The sequence below is a fragment of the Rhodococcus sp. NPDC003348 genome (assembly GCF_053589375.1).
In genome coordinates this window covers 1-19890 of the sequence record NZ_JBSFRT010000057.1, presented here as the reverse complement: position 1 = coordinate 19890, position 19890 = coordinate 1, and the positions used below count along the sequence as shown (strand labels likewise).

The following is a 19890-nucleotide window of genomic DNA, read 5'->3' as shown; positions in this document are numbered from 1 at the left end:
GAACCGACGTTCCGACCTGGACGCGGTGTTCAGGCCTGGATCAGCGGGCCGCACCGGATGTCGAACCGCTCACCAACGGTGTCCAACGTCCGGCGGTGGTGCTCGCGGTCCCGGTGACTGGTGACCGCGAACCGCGCTGCCCCCTGCAGTTGGCGATGCATCGGATACCAGCGGTCGAAGTTGAGCCCGCAGTCGCGTAACACCCGGGACGGCAGTGCGTCTGCAATGAGGCCGAGGTTGTACATCGCCAGCGTCATCACGGTGTAGGAGAACACCGGCTTCCCGCCATTTCTCAGCAGGCCACCCACGTCGAGTTCGTACAGCGGGATCTCGCGAATCCTGCCCGAGAACAACAGGTGCGCAAGGTAGTAGCCCATGAACGACGGCAGGTGGAGGATCGCGGAGCGCGCCTGTACCGACACGACCGACCCCGTGCCGGAGACGTAAGGCTCGTAGGGTCGGTCGAACCTCACGTACCCCGTGCAGTTCACGATCCAGCTTCCCGGTTCGATCGTCTTCGTCGCGCCGCTCCGGAGCACGAGATCGGTGGCGCCGTTGCGATCGACGGCGTCCACGAACCGATCCATGATCACGTCGTTCACGCCGGCGGCGATCGCCCTGTTCTCCGATTCCGACAGGATGCCCAGCAGGAAGTTTCGGGCCCCCGGGACGAGACTGATGCCGTGTTCTGCGCAGTGCCACCGCGCGACGTCCATCTCGTTTGTTCCGTCGAATCGTCGGGCCGTCTCCGCGGCCACTGCGTTGGGTAGGGGGCCGCGCCACCAACGCCGGGCCCCGAGCGGGAAGGTGCGGTCGCGGCGGATGAAGTACGTGCCCTCGCCGGCCACCAGGTTCACCTCCCGGCCCGGATACGCGGTGACGAGTGCGTACGCGGTGTCCATCGCGGTCTTGCCGCCACCGATCACCCAGACCGGTGTGGCGGTCTCCCGCATCTCTCCCACGCGTACGTCGCAGTGGTCGGGGGACACCGATCGGACCCGGGAACTCGACACCGCGAGTGGATCGTTCGGTGTGACGTCGAAGCCGTAGGCCTTGATCAGTTGCTTCGCCAGGACGACCTGTCGCCGCCCGTCGGGCGAGCTGCAGGAGATCCGCACGATCCCGTCGGATTCGTCGCAGGAGTCGAAGGACCAGCCGAAGAATTCGTCGACCCGCACGTGCTCCTTGATCACGTCGAGGCAGTGTTCGAAGTGGTCGAGCACCTCGTCCTTGGTGGCCAGGTAGGACGGGCTGCGGTCGAGTGTCCAGGCGATGTTGCCGGCGGTGAACATGCCGTGCGGTTGATGCAGGCGTACATACGGGTAGGTGTCCACCCACATGCCGCCCACACGTTGGCGGCGTTCGATCAGAATGACTCGCTGATCGCGGGTCAGGTACCGGCCGGCGACGAACAGGGCATTGAGGCCTGCGATGCCGGCACCGACGATGCAGACGTCGCAGATCTCCGGCGTGGCCTGCTCGTTCGGCCTTGTCTTCGCATCGTGTGCCGGATTCGAGTCCGGTGGATGTGCTTCGGTCACCGGGACCTCCCCACGGTGCCTTGTGCGTGTGATCACCTCGACGGCGACAGCAACATCAGACTACTCGGTTCGGCAAGCGTCACGGCCGGGCGTTGGCGCACCCGGGTGCGGGGACATGAATCGTGTCGGTGCCCCGGGGCACACTCGAAACTCGAACACAGTTTCGATTTATCGAGCGATGGGGGTGTGGTCAGATGTGCGAGATGTGTGACGGGAAGTCGCCTGCGCGACTTCGCAAGGACCTGCGGCGGGTGATCCAGCGGTACGGCTGGGCGTTGCAGTACGTGCAATCGGCGATCGACGAAAGCGGGATACATCCGGCCTACTGCTACTCGGTGGGGCTGACCGCGAAGGAGTGGCCCGAGCTGGTGATCACCGGCCGGGTCGCCGATCAGTCGGCCGAGGTCCTGGGCGGTCTCTGCTCCCTGATGGGAGACGGGCCGCCCTTGGCGGCGGGGGACACGTTCACCGTGGGCGGGCTCGACGTGTGTCTCGTCGAGGTGCGCCGGCCCGAACAGTGGCTGCTGCGAGCCACCGACCTCTACGGGCGTCGCCGGGTGCGCGCCCTGCAGGCCGTGTGGGCGGACTGCGCCGGCCGACTGCCGTGGGAGGGGGAACCGGGCGCCGACGTGGTGCAACCGTTGCTCGGCATGCCGGCGGGCGGGAGCCTGGCGTCCTGACGGTGCGTCAGCGGCCCCGGGGCGGGTGCCCCGGGGCCGCGTGTTCACGTCGCTCAGGCCTCGACTTCGCTGCGGTCGCCGCTCCAGAGGGTGTGGAACTTGCCGGGGCGGTCGGTGCGCTCGTAGGTGTGTGCACCGAAGAAGTCCCGCTGCCCCTGCGTCAGTGCGGCCGGCAGCCGCTCGGCGCGCAGGCCGTCGTAGTACGACAGCGACGAGGAGAACGCCGGAACCGGGATGCCCAGCATCGTCGCGGTCGCGACCACGCGACGCCACGAGTCGATCGCGTTCTCGATTGCATCCTTGAAGTACGGCTCGACGATCAGGGACGTCAGCTCCGGGTTGGTGTCGTACGCCTCCTTGATCCGGTTCAGGAATCGCGCGCGGATGATGCAGCCGCCGCGCCAGATGGTGGCCATGTCCCCGGGGGTGAGGTCCCAGTTGTACTCGACGCTGCCGGCACGGATCTGGTCGAAGCCCTGCGCGTACGCAACGATCTTCGACGCGTACAGCGCGCGGCGGATGTCCTCGGTGAACTGCTCCGCATCGGTGGGCTTGTCACCCAGCACGCCCGACGCCAGCCCCTGTGCGGCCTTGCGCTGCTCGCGCGAGCCCGAGAGGGCGCGCGCGAACACGGCCTCGGCGATACCGGTGACGGGGACGCCGAGATCGAGCGCCGACTTCACCGTCCAGCGTCCGGTGCCCTTCTGTTCGGCCGCATCGACGATCACGTCCACCAGCGGCTTGCCGGTCTTCGCGTCCACCTGCGAGAGCACCTCGGCGGTGATCTCGATCAGGTACGACTCCAGCTCGCCGGTGTTCCACTCGCCGAACACCTTCGCCACCTGCGCGGCGTCGAAGCCCAGTGCGTCGCGGAACAGGTGGTACGCCTCGCCGATCAGCTGCATGTCGGCGTACTCGATGCCGTTGTGCACCATCTTCACGAAGTGTCCCGCGCCGTCCGGGCCGATGTGCGTGCAGCACGGCGTGCCGTCCACGACCGCGGCGATGGACTCCAGCAGCGGGCCGAGGGACTCGTAGGACTCCTTCGGGCCGCCGGGCATGATCGACGGCCCGTTCAGTGCACCCTCCTCTCCGCCGGAGATGCCGGCGCCGACGAAGTGCAGGCCACGCTCGCGGAGCGAGGACTCACGACGAATGGTGTCCGTGAACAAGGCATTTCCGCCGTCGATGATGATGTCGCCGGGCTCCATCGCCGCCGCGAGCTCCTCGATCACCGCGTCGGTCGCCTCGCCGGCCTTGACCATGATCAGCACGCGCCGCGGCCGCTGCAGAGCCGCGACGAACTCCTCCACGGTCTCGGTGCGGACGAAGTCGCCTTCGGCGCCGTGCTCGGCGATCAGGGCGTCGGTCTTGGCGACGCTGCGGTTGTGCAGGGCAACCGTGTGCCCGTGGCGAGCGAAGTTGCGGGCAATGTTCGAACCCATCACGGCAAGTCCGGTGACGCCGATCTGGGCCCGCGCAGTCGAGGAGGTGTTGTCGGTCATGCGGTCAAGCATTCCCTGCCCTGTGAACGAGCGAAACTTCAGGGTCTCGCACCTTGGGATGGCAGGACGCCGGGAAACGCGACGCCGCCACCCGCGGGGCGGGTGGCGGCGTCGGTGGGATCGCGTCGAGTGGTGCGGTCAGCGGTCGCGGTGCGGACCGTCGAAGCCGTCGTAGGAGCGGCGCTCCGTGCGGGAGCGGAACCCGCCGGCGGCACCGCTGCGCTCGCCGCGCTGCGGGCGGTCACCGTACGAGCGATCGCCGCTGCGCTGGTGGCCACCGTCGCGCTGCGGGCGGTCGTTGCGGTAACCGTCCCGCTGCGGCCGGTCGCCGTAGGAGGGCCGGTCGCCGGAGCGCTGGTAGCCGCGGTCCCGCTGGGGGCGGTCGCCGTACGAGCGGTCACCGGAACGCTGGTAGCCGCCCTCGCGCTGCGGGCGCTCGGACCTGTGGTTGTCCCGCTGGGGGCGGTCGCCGTACGGGCGGTCGCCCGAACGCTGGTAGCCGCCCTCGCGCTGACGGTCACCGTAGGAGGGGCGGTCGCCGGAGCGCTGGTGGCCACCGTCGCGCTGCGGCCGGTCGTTGCGGTACCCGTCGCGCTGCGGGCGGTCGCCGTAGGAGGGGCGGTCGCCGGAGCGCTGGTAGCCGCCGTCGCGCTGCGGGCGGTCGGACCGGTAGCCGTCCCGCTGGGGACGGTCGTTGCGGTAACCGTCCCGCTGCGGCCGGTCGCCGTAGGAGGGGCGGTCGCCGCTGCGCTGGTAGCCGCCCTCGCGCTGCGGGCGGTCGTTGCGGTAGCCGTCGCGCTGCGGGCGGTCGCCGTACGAGCGCTCGCCCGATCGCTGGTATCCGCCGTCCCGCTGGGGCCGGTCACCGCGGTAGCCGCCGTCGCGGCGGGGCCGGTCGTAGCCGTCCCGGCGCGGGCGGTCGCCGTAGGACCGCTCGCTGCGCCGCTCGCGCACCGGTTCCCCGCTCGGCGTGCGAGCACCGGTGATGGCGGCGAGCTCCTCGGAGCCGGGGCCGACGTTCACCTCGGTGGCGTCGACGCCGGCAGCCCCGGTGAGCCGCCGCACCATGCGGCGCTGGTTGGGCAGCACGACGGACACGACGGTGCCCTTCTCGCCGGCGCGGGCGGTGCGGCCGGCCCGGTGCAGGTAGTCCTTGTGATCGGCCGGCGGGTCGACGTGCACGACCAGGTCGATGCCGTCGACGTGGATGCCGCGCGCGGCGACGTCGGTGGCGACGAGAACCGGGGTGCGCCCCGCCTTGAACCGTTCGAGCACCCGGGTGCGCTGGTTCTGCGCCTTGCCGCCGTGCAGTGCCTCGGCGGCGACGCCGACCTCACGGAGGCGTTCGGTGATGCCCTCGCAGCCGAGCTTGGTGCGCGCGAACATGATCGTGCGGCCGCCCTCACGGGATCCGATCTCTGCGAGCACCGCGTCCTTCTGGCCGCGGTCGACATTGAGCACGTAGTGCTCCATCGTGTCGACGCTGGCGCGCCCGTCCTCGGTGGCGTGCTCGACGTGGTCGGACAGGAACCGGCGGACCAGCGACTGCACCTCCCGGTCGAGAGTCGCCGAGAACAGCAACCGCTGTCCGTCGGGGCGGGTCTGTTCGAGGATCGAGCGGACCTCGGGGAGGAAGCCCATGTCGGCCATCTGATCGGCCTCGTCGAGGGCGGTCATCTCCACCTCGTCGAGGATGCAGGTCTCCTGCCGCAGGTGATCGCCCAGGCGGCCGGGTGTCGCGACGAGGATGTCGACCCCGCGGGAGAGCTGCTCGACCTGCTTGGTGAACACCATGCCGCCCACCGCGGAGCGGACACGCAGACCGACCGCGGACGCGTACGGGAACAGGGAGTCGACGACCTGGACCGCAAGTTCGCGGGTCGGGACCAGCACCAGGGCGCGCGGGCGCTTCGGCGCGGGCCGGTCGTCGCGTCCGGCCAGGCGGGCCAGCATCGGAAGCCCGAACGCCAGCGTTTTGCCGGAGCCCGTCTGTGCGCGGCCGAGGACGTTGCGACCGGCGATCGCATCGGGGATCGACATCGCCTGAATCGGCGACGGCACCGTGATGCCGTCGCGGGCGAGAGCCGCGACGACGGGGGCGGGCAGGCCGATCTCGGCGAAGGTGGACTGCGGGGCCTGATCGGCGGTGGCCTGATCGAGGGCAGCAGAAGATGGGACGGCGTCGGTCACGCGGATATACCTCTCCGGACGTTGGGCGCGTCGCGGAGTGCAGCCTGAAACAACAGCCGCGCAGAAGAGACGAGCCGGGCACGCGCGCCCCGGGTTCGGGGCATGGCTGTGCCGAAAGTGTGGTTAACAATCGAAATGGGCCGCGAAATGGGCCGTGGTCCAGTGTACGGGACCGCGGGGTGTGCCCGTGCCCCGCGGCGACGTGAGGTCCGACTCAGCGCCGACGGGCGGAGATCAGTCACTCCCGGAAGCGCCGGAGATCAGCCGCTTCCGGCGTCGCCGGAGATCAGCCCCGGAAGAGTCGTTCGAGTTCGACGAGCCACGGCACCGCGACCGCGATCGTCGGGACCACGAGGATCGCCACCGATGCCAGGTACGCGGCAACGGCGATCGGGAGGACGGTGCCGGAATCCGCGAGTCGCTTGATGCGGGTGAGGGTGTGCGGTCCGCCTGCGGCGAGGGCGCCGTCGGGAGCGCTGGATCCGGCGCAGGTGACCAGGGCGCGGGCCAGCGGTGTCGGACCCGTCACCTTGACCGCGGAGTCGTCGGCGAGCAGTTCGACGAGCAGCTGAACGGAACCGAGCGCGGACTTGCTGCGCACCACCTTCGGGAAGGCTTCGTGGACCGCCGTGAACGCCTCGATCACCAGGTCGTGCCGGGACCGCAGATGTGAGCGTTCGTGCATGAGAATCGCGGTGATCTCGTCGCGGCCGAGACTGTCGAGGGTGCCTGCGCTGACCACCACCCGATGCCGCAGTCCGGGCAGGCAGTAGGCGATCGGTTCTGCGGAGTCGAGGACACGCAGATTGGACGTGCGGCTGCGGTGCGGTTCGCCACGGTCGAGGAGGTCGACGAGCATCCGGTGACGGGAGCGCCGCCGCCGGGTCTGCACCGCGACCGCGGCGATGGAGAAGATGAGCTTCGCGCCGATGAGGACGGTGAGTGCGAACACGACGACGTACGCGATCCACAGCGGGAGGCCGAGCGCGTCGATCTCCTCGAGGGGAGCGGTCGTCGGCCGGCCGTCGTGGCCGGGCACGAGCAGCTGTGACGCGATCGCGAGGCCGGAACTGAATGCCGAGAGGACCGCGGCGATCGCGATCGCCTGCCACAGCACGAGTGCCGCGCCGGGGGCGCGGAATGGCCAGGTGGCGCGCGCGAGCAGCGCGGGCACCGGGCCGGCGAGAAGCAAGGCCATCACGGCGAAGGCCAGTGCGGTGGTGGGGTTCATGGCCTACCCATCATGCACTACGTGCATGGTCAGCTGGCGCGATCGGAACCGGCGTCGATGCTGCGCAGGTGACGCGTGTTCGCCTCGGTCGACTCCAGTGCGGCGAGGGCCTCGCGAAGCGCTGCGGCCTCGTCGGCGTCCACCTTGCCCACGAAGTGGACCAGTGCCGCGACCCGGCCGTCGGACGCGTCGGCCTGGTCGAGCGCGTCGAACATCAGGCTGGCGACGAGTTCGTCGCGGCCCTGCACGGGGAGGTAGCGGTGCGCGCGGTCGTCCCGCTGCTGGATCACCAGGTTTTTCTTCGCCAACCGCTGGAGCACGGTCATGACGGTGGTGTACGCAAGCTCACGATGGGCCGCCAGCGCCTCGTGGACCTGACGGACCGTCTGGGGTTCGGAACTGGACCACAGGTGGTCCATCACTGCTCGCTCGAGCTCGCCAAGTCCTGCCATACGGTCCATCCTACGTACTGTCCGACGCCGGTGCGTACTACTCGTAGTCGTAGTTCTTGCGGCGTACTAATGATTACGTCCTCCCGCGGGGCGGGACGATGCGCACATGCAGGCGAGATGTGGAGAGGCGCTCACGTGGAATGGGTCTACGACCGGTCGCTGATCTCGGGGCCGTTGCCCTGGGTCGTGGCGGCACTGGCGATCGCCGGCGCGTTGTGGCTGCTGCTCGGGCCGGCGGGGAACACCCGCCGCTACCGGCTGCGCGTGCTTCCGGTCTGCGCGACGATCGCCTTCGCACTGACCGCCCTCGGGTGGGTCGTGGTGGAGAAGTGGTGGCGCCCGTTCCCCGACCCCGTCGAACTCCGGGTCTACGTGTGGATCGGGTGCGGGCTGCTCGCGATCGTCCTCGCTGGTGTGAGACTGGTCACCGACCGGCGGTTGACCCGCGCCGTCACCTCCGTACTCGGCGCGCTCGCCGTCGTGGCCGTCGCCGCGGTGCAGGTCAATCTCGTCTTCGACGCCTACCCGACCGTGCGGGACGCATTGGGTCTGCCCGCGGCGAACGCGATCGCCTTCGCCGACGTCCCGCCGCCGGTCGCCGATCCCGTCGTCGGAACCCCCGTGGACGCGAAGTGGACCGAGCCCGTGGACCTACCCTCCGCCGGCCGCGTGGTGACGGTCCCGATTCCCGGCACGGTGTCCGGATTCTCGGCCCGCGACGCCGAGATCTACCTGCCGCCCGCCTACTTCGCCGACCCGCGTCCGCAGCTTCCGGTGCTGGTGCTGCTCGCCGGGCAGCCCGGCAGTCCCGGCGACTGGTTCGCCGGGGGCCGGCTCACCCAGACGATGGACGCATTCGCCGCGCAGCACCAGGGCCTCGCCCCGATCGTCGTGGTCGCGGACGGGACCGGCTCCACGCTGGCGAACCCGCTGTGCCTCGACTCGAAGCTCGGCAATGTCGCCACCTACCTCGCGACCGACGTCCCCGCCTGGGTGAAGGCCAACCTGCAGGTCGACCCGGATCCTCGGGCGTGGGCGATCGGCGGACTGTCCTACGGCGGCACCTGCGCGCTGCAGATGGCCACCAACCATCCGGAGGCGTACCCGACGTTTCTCGACCTGTCCGGGCAGCTCGAACCGACCCTCGGTGACCGGCAGCGCACCGTCGAGGCCGCGTTCGGGGGAGATCAGGCGGCGTTCACCGCGGTCAACCCGATGGACCTGATGGCGACCCGGACGTATCCGGGCAGCGCGGGTGTGTTCGTCGTCGGCAGCGACGATCACGACTTCTCGCCGGGCGTGCACACCCTCTACGCTGCCGCCGGGAAGGCGGGGATGGACGTGCAACTCCGGGAACTGCCGGGCGGCCACAGCTTCGCGGTGTGGTCGGCGGGACTCGCGGACAACCTCGACTGGCTCTCCCGGAGAGTGGGGCTGATCTCGTGACCGCAGTGCTGCCCGCCGTCCGCAGGCAAGCGCGGCGACTGACCGAACTCGTCCGCTTCGGTGTCACCGGGGCTCCGGTGAGCATCGCGATGCTGGTGCTGCTGTGGGTACTGGGCGCGGCCACCGGCGGTCTCGGATCCGCGCCCGATCGGCGCGTGATCCACCAGTTCGCCGCCGGGATCATGGCGTTCGAGCACGGCCGCGTCTGGACGGCACTGACCTCCGGGCTGTGGGCGAACGGCCTCGCAGGCCATCTGGTGGCGACAGCGGCGATCCTGCTGGTGGCGGCGCCGATCGAACACCGCATCGGATCGGCCCGGTTCGCGGTCGCCGCCGTGGCCACCCAGGTCCTCGGCACGTTGATCGCGCTCGGCGTGTCGGAGGCCGTCAAGGTTGTCGACGAGAGTTGGGGCTTCCGGCTGCACATCGGCACCGCCATGAGCCCCACCCCGTGGATCGTCGGCGTCGCGATGGTGGCGAGTTCCTCGACGAACACGCTGTGGCGGCGCCGCCTCCGCGTCGGGACACTCGCGCTGCTGATCACCCTCGCACTGTTCAGTGGCCATCTCCTCGACATGATCAGGCTCTGCGCCGCGGTGGTCGGGCTCCTGCTCGGACCCGTGATCGTCGGCCGCTCTGCGCGCGGTGAGCACCTGGCCGGCACCCGACGCGAGGGTCGGGTCCTCGTGGCGCTCGTCGTCGCGGCCGGCGCGCTGGGCCCGGTGCTGGCCGCGTTGTCCCCGAACGCCGTGGGCCCACTGGCGGTGCTGCGTGACCTGTTCCGCGAGGTCGGGCTTACGCCTGCCGAGGTGCGCGACCTGTGCGCGCAGGACCGGACCGGTGAGGACTGCCGTCACGGGCTACTGGCCCTGCGGCTCGGAGGGGTCGGGCCGACGATCCTGAGCCTGATGCCCTCACTGCTGCTGCTGGTGCTCGCCGACGGGTTGCGTCGCGGCCGCCGGTTCGCGTGGCTGGCCGCGTGCGTGGCGCAGGTCGTGCTGGTGGCGCTGTCGCTGGTGAACTTCGCGGTCCGCTACGTCGGGTTCGTCCCGGGCGAATCCCTGTTCTACGGGCTCGACTCGCCGACCGTGTACCGCACGCTCGCGCCGTTCCTCGCCCCGGTCGCGGTCCTCGTGGTGCTGCTCGCCACCCGCCGGTTCTTCACCGTGTCGGCGCCGAGGGGCACCTATCGGCGGCTGTGGTCGCGACTCGCGGGTGCGACGGTGGTCCTCGGCGCGGTCTACGTGGCCCTCGGGATGCTCGTACGCAGGGGTTTCGACCGGGAGCCGACGATCGCGTCGCTGCTCGCCGACTACCCACAGCGACTCGTCCCGCCCGTCTACCTGCAGTGGCTCGACCCCCGGTTCCTGCCCGACGACGCGATCACGACCCTGCTCTACGAGTGGACCGGCGTGCTGTTCTGGATCGTGGTGTGCGTCGCGGTGGCGGCCACCTTCCTCACACCGGCGTACGGCGCGCGGACCGACGACGTCGAACGCGCCCGGCGGCTGCTCACCGCGGGCACGGGCAGCCCGCTGTCCTGGATGACCACCTGGCGCGGCAACCGCTACTGGTTCGCGCCGGACGGGGCCAGCTACGTCGCGTACCGCGTGATCTCCGGGGTCGCACTGACCACCGGCGATCCGGTCGGGCCACGGACGTCGCTGCCCGGCACCGTCACCGGCTTCGCCCACTTCGCCACCGGAAACGGCTGGACCCCCTGCTTCTACTCGGTCACCGGTGAGCTGCGCGCGGTCACCGACGCGCTCGGCTGGTCGGGCCTGCAGGTCGCCGAGGAGACGGTGCTGCACCTCGACGACCTCGAGTTCAAGGGCAAGAAGTTCCAGGACGTCCGCACCGCCCTCAACCGCGCCGCGAAGTCGGGGGTGCACGCGGAATGGATCAGCTTCCCCGACGCCCCGCTCGCACTGACCGACCAGATCACCGCCATCTCGGAGGAGTGGGTCGCCGACAAGGGCATGCCGGAGATGGGCTTCACGCTCGGCGGTCTCGACGAGATCGACGACCTCCGGGTCCGCTGCCTGATCGCCGTCGACGAGCATCGCACGGTGCACGGCGTCACGTCGTGGATGCCGGTGTACCGCGACGGCCGCGTCGTCGGATGGACGCTGGACTTCATGCGCCGTCGGGCGGAGGGGTTCCGGCCCGCGATGGAGTTCCTGATCGCGTCGGCGGCGCTGTCGCTGAAGGAGGAGGGCGCCGAGTTCGTCAGCCTGTCCGGGGCGCCGCTGGCGAAGGTCTCCGAGGGCGCGGGCACCGATGCCGTGGACGCGGCGGAGGCGCAGGGGCGGAGCGCGTTCGCCGCGGTGACGGACACCGTGCTCGATCTGCTCGGCCGCACCCTCGAACCGGTGTACGGGTTCCGGTCGCTGCTCGCGTTCAAGGCGAAGTTCCAGCCGGAGTACGTGCCGATGTACATGACGTTCGCCGATCCGGCGGCGTTGCCGAGCATCGGTAACGCCGTCGGGCGTGCCTACCTGCCGGACGTGTCGTTCGGTCAGGGCCTGCGCCTGGTGCGCACGATGATCCGCAGCAGGTGACGCCGCCGCGCCCGGGGTCGCCTAGGGCGTCGTGACCTGTTCCGGTCCGCCTGCGGTCCCGTACACGTGCCGGGTGCCGACCGGCACGATCAGCGGCCGGTCGGACACCGGGTCGTCGATCACCCGTGCCTCGAGACCGAACACCTCCAGCAGCAGTTCCGGCGAGATCACCTCGCTGGGCGTGCCGGACGCGACGACCGAGCCCTTCGACATCACCACGAGGCGGTCGCTGTACCGGATCGCCAGGTTCAGGTCGTGCAGCACCATCACCACGGTCCGGCCCAGTTCGGAGTGCAGGCGGTCGACGAGGTCGAGGACCTCCACCGAGTGCGCCAGGTCGAGATAGGTGGTCGGTTCGTCGAGCAGCAGGATGTCGGTGCCCTGCGCCAGCGCCATCGAAATCCAGGCGCGCTGCCGCTGCCCACCGGACAGTTCGTCGATCGCCCGGTCCGCGAGGTCGGACACCCCGGTCAGCGCCAGCGCCTTCGCGACCTCGCCCTCGTCGTCGGAGGACCACTGTCGCAGCCACGACTGGTGCGGATGCCGACCGCGGGAGACGAGGTCGGCGACGGTGAGCCCCTCCGGCGCGACGGGTGCCTGCGGCAGCATGCCGAGGGTCCGCGCGACGTCCTTGGTGCGCATCTGCGAGATCGCCTTGCCGTCGAGCAGGACCCGCCCGCTGCGCGGCTTGAGCAGCCGGCCCAGCGACCGGAGCAGCGTGGACTTGCCGCAGCCGTTCGGGCCGATGATCGTGGTCACCACGCCGGCCGGGATCTGCAGGTCGAGGCCGTCGATGATGACCCGGTCGCCGTAGCAGGCGACGAGGTTCTCGGCGGCGAGCCGCCCGGTCGTCTCGGCGCCCTCGGAGGTTTCCGCGGTGAGCCGGTTGGCTGTGTCGGCGCTCATGCGGTGACCTTTCGGTTGTTGCGGATCAGCAGGTAGATCAGGAACGGGCCGCCGAGCGCGGAGGTGACGATGCCGACGGGCAGTTCGACGGGCAGCATGGTGCGTCCGATGACGTCGCTGCCGAGCACGAGCACCGCGCCCATCAGCCCGGAGGCGATGATCGGTGGTCCGGGGGTGCGGAGCAGGCGCATGGCCACTTGCGGTGCCGCGAGGGCGACGAATCCGATCGGGCCGACGGCGGCGGTGGCGATGCCGGCGAGCGCGACTGCGGCCAGCAGCAGCACCGCCTGCCCGGTCTGCAGGCGAACCCCGAGGGCGCGGGCGTTGTCGTCGCCGAGTCGCAGTGCACCGAGGTTGAACGACGAGATGACGGCGGCGGTGCCGACGACCGCGACACCGATCGCAACCGGCCACACCTGTGCCCAGTCGCTGCCGTTGAGGGAGCCGTTGAGCCACACCTGGGCGCGGGCGACGTCGTTGATGTCGGCGGAGATCAGGAGCCACTGGATGAGCGCGACGAGCATCGCGTTGGCGCCGATGCCGATCAACACGATCCGGTAGCCCTGGACCCCGCCGCGCCAGGCGAGCAGGTAGATCACGGCGGCGGTCACGATGCCGCCGAGCAGTGCTGCGAGGGGGATGCCGAGGACGGCGAGCGCGCCGACGAAGCTGCCGCCACCACCGACCACGATCAGTGTGACCGCGGCCGCGCTGGCGCCCGCGGTGATGCCGAGGATGTCGGGGCTGGCGAGCGGGTTGCGCAGGATCGACTGGGTGATCGCGCCGGCGATGCCGAGGGCCACGCCGGTCAGCAGTGCGGTCAGGCCGCGTGGCAGGCGCAGATCCATGACGATGAAGCGTTCGACCTTGGATCCGCCGCCGAACAGGATTTCCGCGACGGTGGGGACGGGGACGGAGAATTCGCCGCGGCCGATGTTGACGCACAGCAGTACGAACGCCGCCGCCAGCAGCGCGGCGGTGATGGTGACCATCGCGGTCCGTCGGACCAGGGAGATGTTGCCGACCCGGAACGCGGGCCGGGACGGCACGGTGGTGGGCAGCGGCGGGGCCCCGTTCTCCGGGGAGGCTCCCGTCTGCGCGTCGATCAGGCTCACAGGGACACCAGCTTCCTGCGCCGGACCAGCGCGATGAAGAACGGCGCACCGAACATCGCCAGCACGATGCCGACCTGCAGTTCGCCCGGGCGGACGACGACACGGCCGATCACGTCGGCGAGCAGGACCATGATCGCGCCGAGCAGTCCGGCGTAGGGGACCAGCCAGCGGTAGTCGGGTCCGGTGACGAAGCGGGCGACGTGTGGGACGACCAGGCCGACGAAGGCGATGGGCCCGCAGGCTGCGGTGGCGGCGCCGGTGAGGAGGGTGATGGCGACGATGCCGATGGCGCGGCTGAGGGCGACGTTGGTGCCGAGGCCCCGGGCGACGTCGTCGCCGAGGCTGAGGACGTTCAGGCTGGGGGTGCCGGCCAGGGCGATCAGCACGCCGATCACCAGGAACGGCAGGACCTGCCACAGCACGTCGGTGCCGCGGCCTGCGACCGAGCCGACCACCCAGAACCGGTAGCCGTCGAGGCTGGTCTGGTCGAGCAGGATCACGGTCTGCGTCATCGACTGCAGGAACATCGCGACCGCCGCGCCGGCGAGGGCGAGGCTCAGTGGACTCGCCCGGTTGCCGCCGATCGAGGCGATGCCGAAGACGACGACGCTGGCGGCGAGTGACCCGGCGAACGCGAACCACAGGTACTGGCTCGGGGTGGAGAAGCCGAGCAGGTAGATCGACAGCACCACGAACAGCGCGGCACCGGCGTTGAGGCCGAGCAGGCCGGCGTCGGCGAGCGGGTTGCGGGTGTGGCCCTGGATCAGGGCGCCGGCGATGCCGAGCGCGATGCCGACGGCGACGGCCAGCGCGGTCCGCGGGATCCGCAGGGTGCGCACCACGAGGTCGGTGTCGGTGCCGGTGGCCTGGAACAGGGCGTGGAAGATCTCGCCGAAGTCCATCGGGCGTGCCCCGACCGCGATCGAGGCGACGACGGTCGCCAGCAGGAGCAGCAGCAGGACCGCGAGCCCGAGGAGACGTCGCCGGCGGATCGCGGTGATCGAGTTGTCGGCGCGGATCGGGACGAAGCCCTCGTCGAGGGCGGTGGCGCGGCGGACGACTTCGACGCCGGTGCGGGGGAGCAGGGCGCGGCGGGTGCCGAGCGGGGCGCCGGTCGTGGCGTCGCGGACGATCAGGTCGAGCCAGGTCTTGCCGAGGCCGGCACCGGTCGTTCCCTCCCGGACGCCGCGGTTCCAGACGAGCAGTCCGGCGGCGACGGCGACCGCGACGACGCCGAAGACGACCCGGTCCATCTGGCCGCCGCCGTTCGCGTCGCGCAGCGAGTCGACGATGAACCAGCCGATGACCAGCGGCAGGGCGACTGTCGCGAGGTCGATCGCGGTGGCCAGTGCACGTCGGGAGCGTGGGGCCGGGCCGCGTGGAACCTCCCGGACCGCGTAGTCCACGTCGCCGGGGATGGTGGTCACGGGCGTGCTCCTCGTCGGCTGAAGTCGGGACGGTTGTTCAGGTTACGTAACCCTATCCAAACCAGGGACCCCGGCTCGCAGCGCCCAATTGACTTGTGGTTAGGCTAACCTACATTCGATCTTGCTCGACGACGAAGGAGTGGGCAGTGCCGACGACCCTCTTGCTCGACCCCGCACCGGCCATCGCGATGCGTAGCACCCGCGCCGCAGCGGGCGCTGCCGCCCTCGTCGAGTCCTGTACGCGTCTGCGGTCGTTGCATCCGGAATATCCGCGGGTCTACGCGGTCGCGCAGATGGCCGAGCAGCCGAAGCGGCGCTGGTGGGCTGTCGAGCAGGGGATCCGGGGTGACCGGCTGGACCGGATGCTCGCCCGCGCCCTGGAGGACATTCCGGATCGTGAGGCCGCCGGAATATCGGTGGCGTCGGCGCTGATTCACGCCGTCGTGGGGCGGGTCGCCGCGCTGGTCGTGCTGGAGGGGCGCGCGTGGGACGCCGGACTGGACAACCTGTCGATCCACATGGACAGCGACGGCTGCATCGACTGGGCCGGGGTGTGGAACCCCGTGCTTCGGGTCCTGCCCGGCGATCGCTGGGACGGGTCGCCGAGCGCGGTCACCCTGCCGTGCGAGCGTGCGCTCGCGATGTGGACGGCCTGCCGGTGCCGGTCGGCGCTGACCGCGATCTTCGACGCGCTCGACCGCCGGGTGCCGCTGGATCGGACGACGCTGTGGGCGATGGTCGGCGAGGCCGTGCTCGGTGCGGCGACCCTGGTGCCGTTGCGTAGTGGCCTCGCGCCGTCGGTGGCCGACCGTCGCGGGCAGGCCCTGCTCGACGCGTTCGAGACCGCGGGGTTGCAGGTGCGGTCACGGGCCGGCCGGCCCGTCCTCCGGCGTGTCCCGACGCATGCGCTTGCTAGTTAGGGCAGCCTTGCCTATAGTTGTAGCGTGATGAACCACCGGACCGCGCCGGAGTCCTGAGGGCTGCAGAGACTCCCGGTCCCTTCCACGGCGGGCCCCGCACCGATCACCGGTGCGGGGCCCGCTGGCGTAGGCGTGTTTGACTTGGGCTGCGCCCCCGGCCGGAGGTGGCGCCCATGATCTTGTTCGAGCACGGGACGTACGGGAGTGCACATGAGTGAATCGACCACCTCGCAGGCAGCCGCGGCGCCCTCGATGGAGGACGCACTGACGCGGATGACGCCGGCCGACGCATCTCCGATCCTGAACCAGGGGTTCTGTGAAGCGATCGGGCTCGAGTACCTGGAGGTGACCGGGGACCGGGTGTGCGCCCGCTGGGAGGTCGGCCCGCACCTGTTCCAGCCCGCGGGCATCGTCAACGGCGGCGTCCACTGCACGGTCATCGAGACCCTCTCCAGCATCGGCGGCAGCGTGTGGCTCGGCGACCGAGGTCACGTCGTCGGGGTGAACAACAACACCGACTTCCTGCGCGCCAGCCGCAACGGCACCCTGACCGCCACCGCGACACCCGTGCATCGCGGCCGCACCCAGCAGCTGTGGCAGGTGCAGATCGTCGACGAGCAGGATCGGCTCGTCGCGCGCGGCCAGGTGCGCCTGGCGAACATCGAGGACACCGGCCGGCTCGCGAACGGCTAGCCGCGCCGAATCAGTTCCCGGCCGCCTCCTCGAGCGCGGTCAGGAACGCGGCGGGCTGCCGGGCAAGCACCCGTTGCATCGGGACGGGCCGGGTCGGTGGGATCCAGGGGCGGGTGAATCGCCCTACCCGGCCTTGCCGCGTTCCTCCCCGGTGAACACCGCGCTCGGGTCTCCGATCAGGCCCGCCGCCCGTGCCCGCTCGTAGTCCTGCAGGTCCTCGATCGCGGTGCGGGCGAAAACCTGCTGTTCGGTGGAGGCCATCTGTGCCCGGCCGCGGCCGAGGAACGTCACCGTCCACGACAGGATCGTGGAGAACTTGCTGCGGAACCCGACCAGGTACATCAGGTGGATCACCAGCCACATGATCCAGCCGAGGAACCCGGTGATCTCCAGTTTGCCGACCTTGGCGACGGCGCTGAACCGGGAGATGGTCGCCATCGAGCCCTTGTCGAAGTACTTGAACGGCTGCCGCTCCTCCGGCGGGGTTCCTGCGAGGGTCGCCTTGATCTGCTTGGCGGCGTGCTTGCCGCCCTGCATCGCGACCTGGGCGAGGCCGGGCAGTTTGTCCAGGGCCATCATGTCGCCGATGACGTAGACGTTCGGGTGCCCGGGCAGCGACAGGTCGGGGTTGACGTGCACCCGCCCGGCCCGGTCGATCTCGGCGCCGGACTGCTCGGCGAGTTGCTTGCCGAGCGGGCTGGCCTGCACGCCCGCGGACCATACCTTGCACTGGCAGTCGATCCGGCGCTCGGTGCCGTCCTTGTCCTTGACGACGAGGCCGTCGGCGTCGACGTCGGTGACCATCGCGTTCGGCTGGATCTCGACGCCCATCTTCTCGAGCCTGGCCGCGGCGTTCGCGCTGAGCTTGCCGCCGTACACCGGCAGCACGGTCGGGGCGCCGTCGAGGAGGATCACCTTGGCCTCGCGGGGGTCGATGTGCCGGAACGCGCCCGCGAGCGTCCGATTCGCCAGTTCGGCGATCTGACCGGCGAGCTCGACGCCGGTGGGGCCTGCACCGACCACCACGAAGGTCAGCAGCCGGGCACGTTCGGCGGGATCGTCGGACAGCTCGGCCTCCTCGAACGCGCCGAGGATCCGCCCGCGCAGTTCGAGTGCGTCGTCGATCGTCTTCATGCCGGGCGCGTACTTCGCGAAGTGATCGTTGCCGAAGTAGGACTGCCCGGCACCGGCGGCGACGATGAGGCTGTCGAACTCGGTCACGGTGTCCCGGCCGAGGAGTCGCGAGGTGACGGTGCGGGCCGTCAGGTCGACGGTTCGCACGTCGCCGAGCAGGACCCGGGCGTTCTTCTGTTTGCGCAGGACGAGCCGCGTGGCCGGTGCGATGTCGCCGACAGAGAGGATGCCGGTGGCCACCTGGTACAGCAGTGGTTGGAACAGGTGGTGGGTGGTGCGGGCGACGAGCGTGATGTCGACGTCGGCGCGTTTGAGTGCCTGGGTGCCGAACAGTCCGCCGAATCCCGAGCCGATGACCACCACGCGGTGCCGGGGGGACTCCACCGAATTGACGCTCATGTGCACACTCCTCGCGCAGATGCCGACGACGCAGCCAACGCTAGTACCGGACCGTTCGCGCGGCCGGATGAGCGCACGCGTGGGCGGCGTGTCGCGATCTTCGGGGAGATGACTGAAATCTCACATCGGAGAAATTTCACCCATCCCGGGTTGGTGATCAAGGCGGGCCGTGTGCTTACCTTGGCGTTAACTCTGTGTTTCCAATTCTTCACACCTTGAGGAGGGCTGTCTGTGAGTGGGCAGGTCCGTGAGCGCGTCGACCAGTACTTCGACCAGGTCGTGCGCCGTAATGCCGGCGAGCCGGAATTCCACCAGGCGGTCGCCGAGGTCTTCGAGTCGCTCACGGTCGTGCTCGAGCGGCACCCCAACTACGCCGACGGCGCGCTGATCGAGCGTCTCTGCGAGCCGGAGCGGCAGATCATCTTCCGGGTGCCGTGGCAGGACGACAACGGCCAGGTGCACGTCAACCGTGGCTTCCGGGTGCAGTACAACAGCGCGCTCGGCCCGTACAAGGGTGGCCTGCGCTTCCACCCGAGCGTCAACCTGGGCATCGTGAAGTTCCTCGGTTTCGAGCAGATCTTCAAGAACTCGCTCACCGGTCTGCCCATCGGCGGCGGCAAGGGTGGCTCCGACTTCGACCCCAAGGGCAAGTCCGAGTCCGAGATCATGCGTTTCTGCCAGTCGTTCATGACGGAGCTGCAGCGGCACGTCGGTGAGTACACCGACGTGCCCGCCGGTGACATCGGCGTCGGCGGCCGCGAGATCGGCTACCTGTTCGGGCAGTACAAGCGCCTCAACAACTCGTACGAGTCGGGCGTGCTGACCGGCAAGGGCCTGACCTGGGGCGGCTCGATGGTCCGCAAGGAGGCCACCGGCTACGGCGCCGCGTACTTCGTCGCCGAGATGCTCAAGACCGCAGGCACCAGCCTCGACGGCCGCCGCGTGGTGGTCTCCGGCTCCGGCAACGTCGCGATCTACGCGATCGAGAAGGTGCACCAGCTCGGCGGCACCGTCGTCGCCTGCTCGGACTCGTCCGGCTACGTCGTCGACGACAAGGGCATCGACCTCGACCTCCTCAAGGAGATCAAGGAGGTCCGTCGCGGACGCATCTCCGACTACGCCGACGAGCGCGCCGACGCCCAGTTCTACGCCGGCGGCAACGTCTGGAACGTGCCCTGTGACGTGGCGATCCCGTCCGCGACGCAGAACGAGCTCGACGAGACCTCCGCCAAGACCCTTGTCAACAACGGCGTCAAGGTCGTCGCCGAGGGTGCGAACATGCCCACCACCCCGCAGGGCATCGCGGTCTTCCGCGACGCGGGCGTCGCCTTCGCGCCCGGCAAGGCCGCCAACGCCGGTGGCGTCGCCACCTCGGCGCTGGAGATGCAGCAGAACGCTTCCCGCGACTCGTGGAGCTTCGAGTACACGGACGAGCGGCTGTCGAAGATCATGCGCGACATCCACCGCCGCTGCGTGACCACCGCTGACGAGTACGGCAAGCCCGGCGACTACGTGCTCGGCGCGAACATCGCCGGCTTCGTCAAGGTCGCCGACGCCATGTTCGCGCTCGGCGTCATCTGACACGCATCTCGTGAGGGGCCTCGCCGCCCCGCAGACGAACACCGAAAGGCGCCGGGCATCCGCCCGCGCCCCCGGCGGGGTGGTGTTGGTTTTGGTGTCGAGCACCCCC

The 19890-nt window shown here is 70.1% G+C and carries 15 protein-coding genes; 6 read left to right on the top strand and 9 right to left on the bottom strand.

All coding sequences use genetic code 11. The features are described from left to right. Window positions 1-29: 29 nt before the first annotated feature. Complete coding sequence (locus ACWDU4_RS25865; RefSeq protein WP_450116805.1) at window positions 30-1541, bottom strand: FAD-dependent oxidoreductase; 1512 nt, start codon at window positions 1539-1541, stop codon at window positions 30-32. 203 nt (window positions 1542-1744) lie between these two features. On the opposite strand from ACWDU4_RS25865, the gene ACWDU4_RS25860 reads away from it, so the two are divergent. Continuing rightward, window positions 1745-2221 (top strand): DUF4262 domain-containing protein, encoded by a 477-nt coding sequence (locus ACWDU4_RS25860; protein ID WP_450116804.1) that lies wholly within the window; start codon window positions 1745-1747, stop codon window positions 2219-2221. Between the two features lie 53 nt (window positions 2222-2274). Here the strand turns inward: ACWDU4_RS25860 and gndA are convergent, their stop codons facing one another. From gndA to ACWDU4_RS25840, 4 genes are all read right to left on the bottom strand, one after another. Continuing rightward, window positions 2275-3726, bottom strand: a complete 1452-nt coding sequence (gene gndA / locus ACWDU4_RS25855) for an NADP-dependent phosphogluconate dehydrogenase (RefSeq protein WP_450116803.1) — start codon at window positions 3724-3726, stop codon at window positions 2275-2277. Window positions 3727-3864: 138 nt separating this feature from the next. Beyond that, window positions 3865-5916, bottom strand: coding sequence for a DEAD/DEAH box helicase (locus ACWDU4_RS25850; RefSeq protein WP_450116802.1), 2052 nt, complete (start codon window positions 5914-5916; stop codon window positions 3865-3867). 286 nt (window positions 5917-6202) lie between these two features. Next, complete coding sequence (locus ACWDU4_RS25845) at window positions 6203-7147, bottom strand: M56 family metallopeptidase (protein WP_450116801.1); 945 nt, start codon at window positions 7145-7147, stop codon at window positions 6203-6205. A 29-nt stretch (window positions 7148-7176) separates the two neighbouring features. Continuing rightward, complete coding sequence (locus ACWDU4_RS25840; RefSeq protein ID WP_450116800.1) at window positions 7177-7599, bottom strand: BlaI/MecI/CopY family transcriptional regulator; 423 nt, start codon at window positions 7597-7599, stop codon at window positions 7177-7179. A 135-nt stretch (window positions 7600-7734) separates the two neighbouring features. Here ACWDU4_RS25840 and ACWDU4_RS25835 point away from each other — a divergent pair, with 135 nt between their 5' ends. Both ACWDU4_RS25835 and ACWDU4_RS25830 read left to right on the top strand, forming a co-directional pair. Next, on the top strand, window positions 7735-9045 hold the full coding sequence (locus ACWDU4_RS25835; RefSeq protein ID WP_450116799.1) for an alpha/beta hydrolase: 1311 nt from the start codon (window positions 7735-7737) through the stop codon (window positions 9043-9045). Between the two features lie 89 nt (window positions 9046-9134). After that, window positions 9135-11606 (top strand): bifunctional lysylphosphatidylglycerol flippase/synthetase MprF, encoded by a 2472-nt coding sequence (locus tag ACWDU4_RS25830; protein WP_450116823.1) that lies wholly within the window; start codon window positions 9135-9137, stop codon window positions 11604-11606. 21 nt (window positions 11607-11627) lie between these two features. Here ACWDU4_RS25830 and ACWDU4_RS25825 read toward each other — a convergent pair whose 3' ends face one another. Genes ACWDU4_RS25825 through ACWDU4_RS25815 form a run of 3 tightly spaced genes read right to left on the bottom strand, consistent with a single transcriptional unit; the run spans window position 11628 to window position 15054 of the window. Further along, window positions 11628-12512, bottom strand: coding sequence for an ABC transporter ATP-binding protein (locus tag ACWDU4_RS25825; protein WP_450116798.1), 885 nt, complete (start codon window positions 12510-12512; stop codon window positions 11628-11630). Then, window positions 12509-13621, bottom strand: coding sequence for a FecCD family ABC transporter permease (locus ACWDU4_RS25820; RefSeq protein WP_450116822.1), 1113 nt, complete (start codon window positions 13619-13621; stop codon window positions 12509-12511). Before ACWDU4_RS25820 ends, ACWDU4_RS25825 begins: the two co-directional genes overlap by 4 nt. A gap of 2 nt (window positions 13622-13623) precedes the next feature. After that, window positions 13624-15054 (bottom strand): FecCD family ABC transporter permease, encoded by a 1431-nt coding sequence (locus ACWDU4_RS25815; RefSeq protein ID WP_450116797.1) that lies wholly within the window; start codon window positions 15052-15054, stop codon window positions 13624-13626. A 188-nt stretch (window positions 15055-15242) separates the two neighbouring features. On the opposite strand from ACWDU4_RS25815, the gene ACWDU4_RS25810 reads away from it, so the two are divergent. Next, complete coding sequence (locus ACWDU4_RS25810; protein WP_450116821.1) at window positions 15243-15974, top strand: hypothetical protein; 732 nt, start codon at window positions 15243-15245, stop codon at window positions 15972-15974. A 252-nt stretch (window positions 15975-16226) separates the two neighbouring features. Continuing rightward, window positions 16227-16667, top strand: a complete 441-nt coding sequence (locus ACWDU4_RS25805; protein WP_450116820.1) for a PaaI family thioesterase — start codon at window positions 16227-16229, stop codon at window positions 16665-16667. 123 nt (window positions 16668-16790) lie between these two features. On the opposite strand, the gene ACWDU4_RS25800 is transcribed toward ACWDU4_RS25805, so the two are convergent. Further along, window positions 16791-18200, bottom strand: a complete 1410-nt coding sequence (locus ACWDU4_RS25800; RefSeq protein WP_450116796.1) for an NAD(P)/FAD-dependent oxidoreductase — start codon at window positions 18198-18200, stop codon at window positions 16791-16793. Between the two features lie 231 nt (window positions 18201-18431). Between ACWDU4_RS25800 and gdhA the strand changes: the two genes are divergently transcribed. Beyond that, complete coding sequence (gene gdhA / locus ACWDU4_RS25795) at window positions 18432-19781, top strand: NADP-specific glutamate dehydrogenase (protein ID WP_450116795.1); 1350 nt, start codon at window positions 18432-18434, stop codon at window positions 19779-19781. Window positions 19782-19890: the final 109 nt, after the last annotated feature.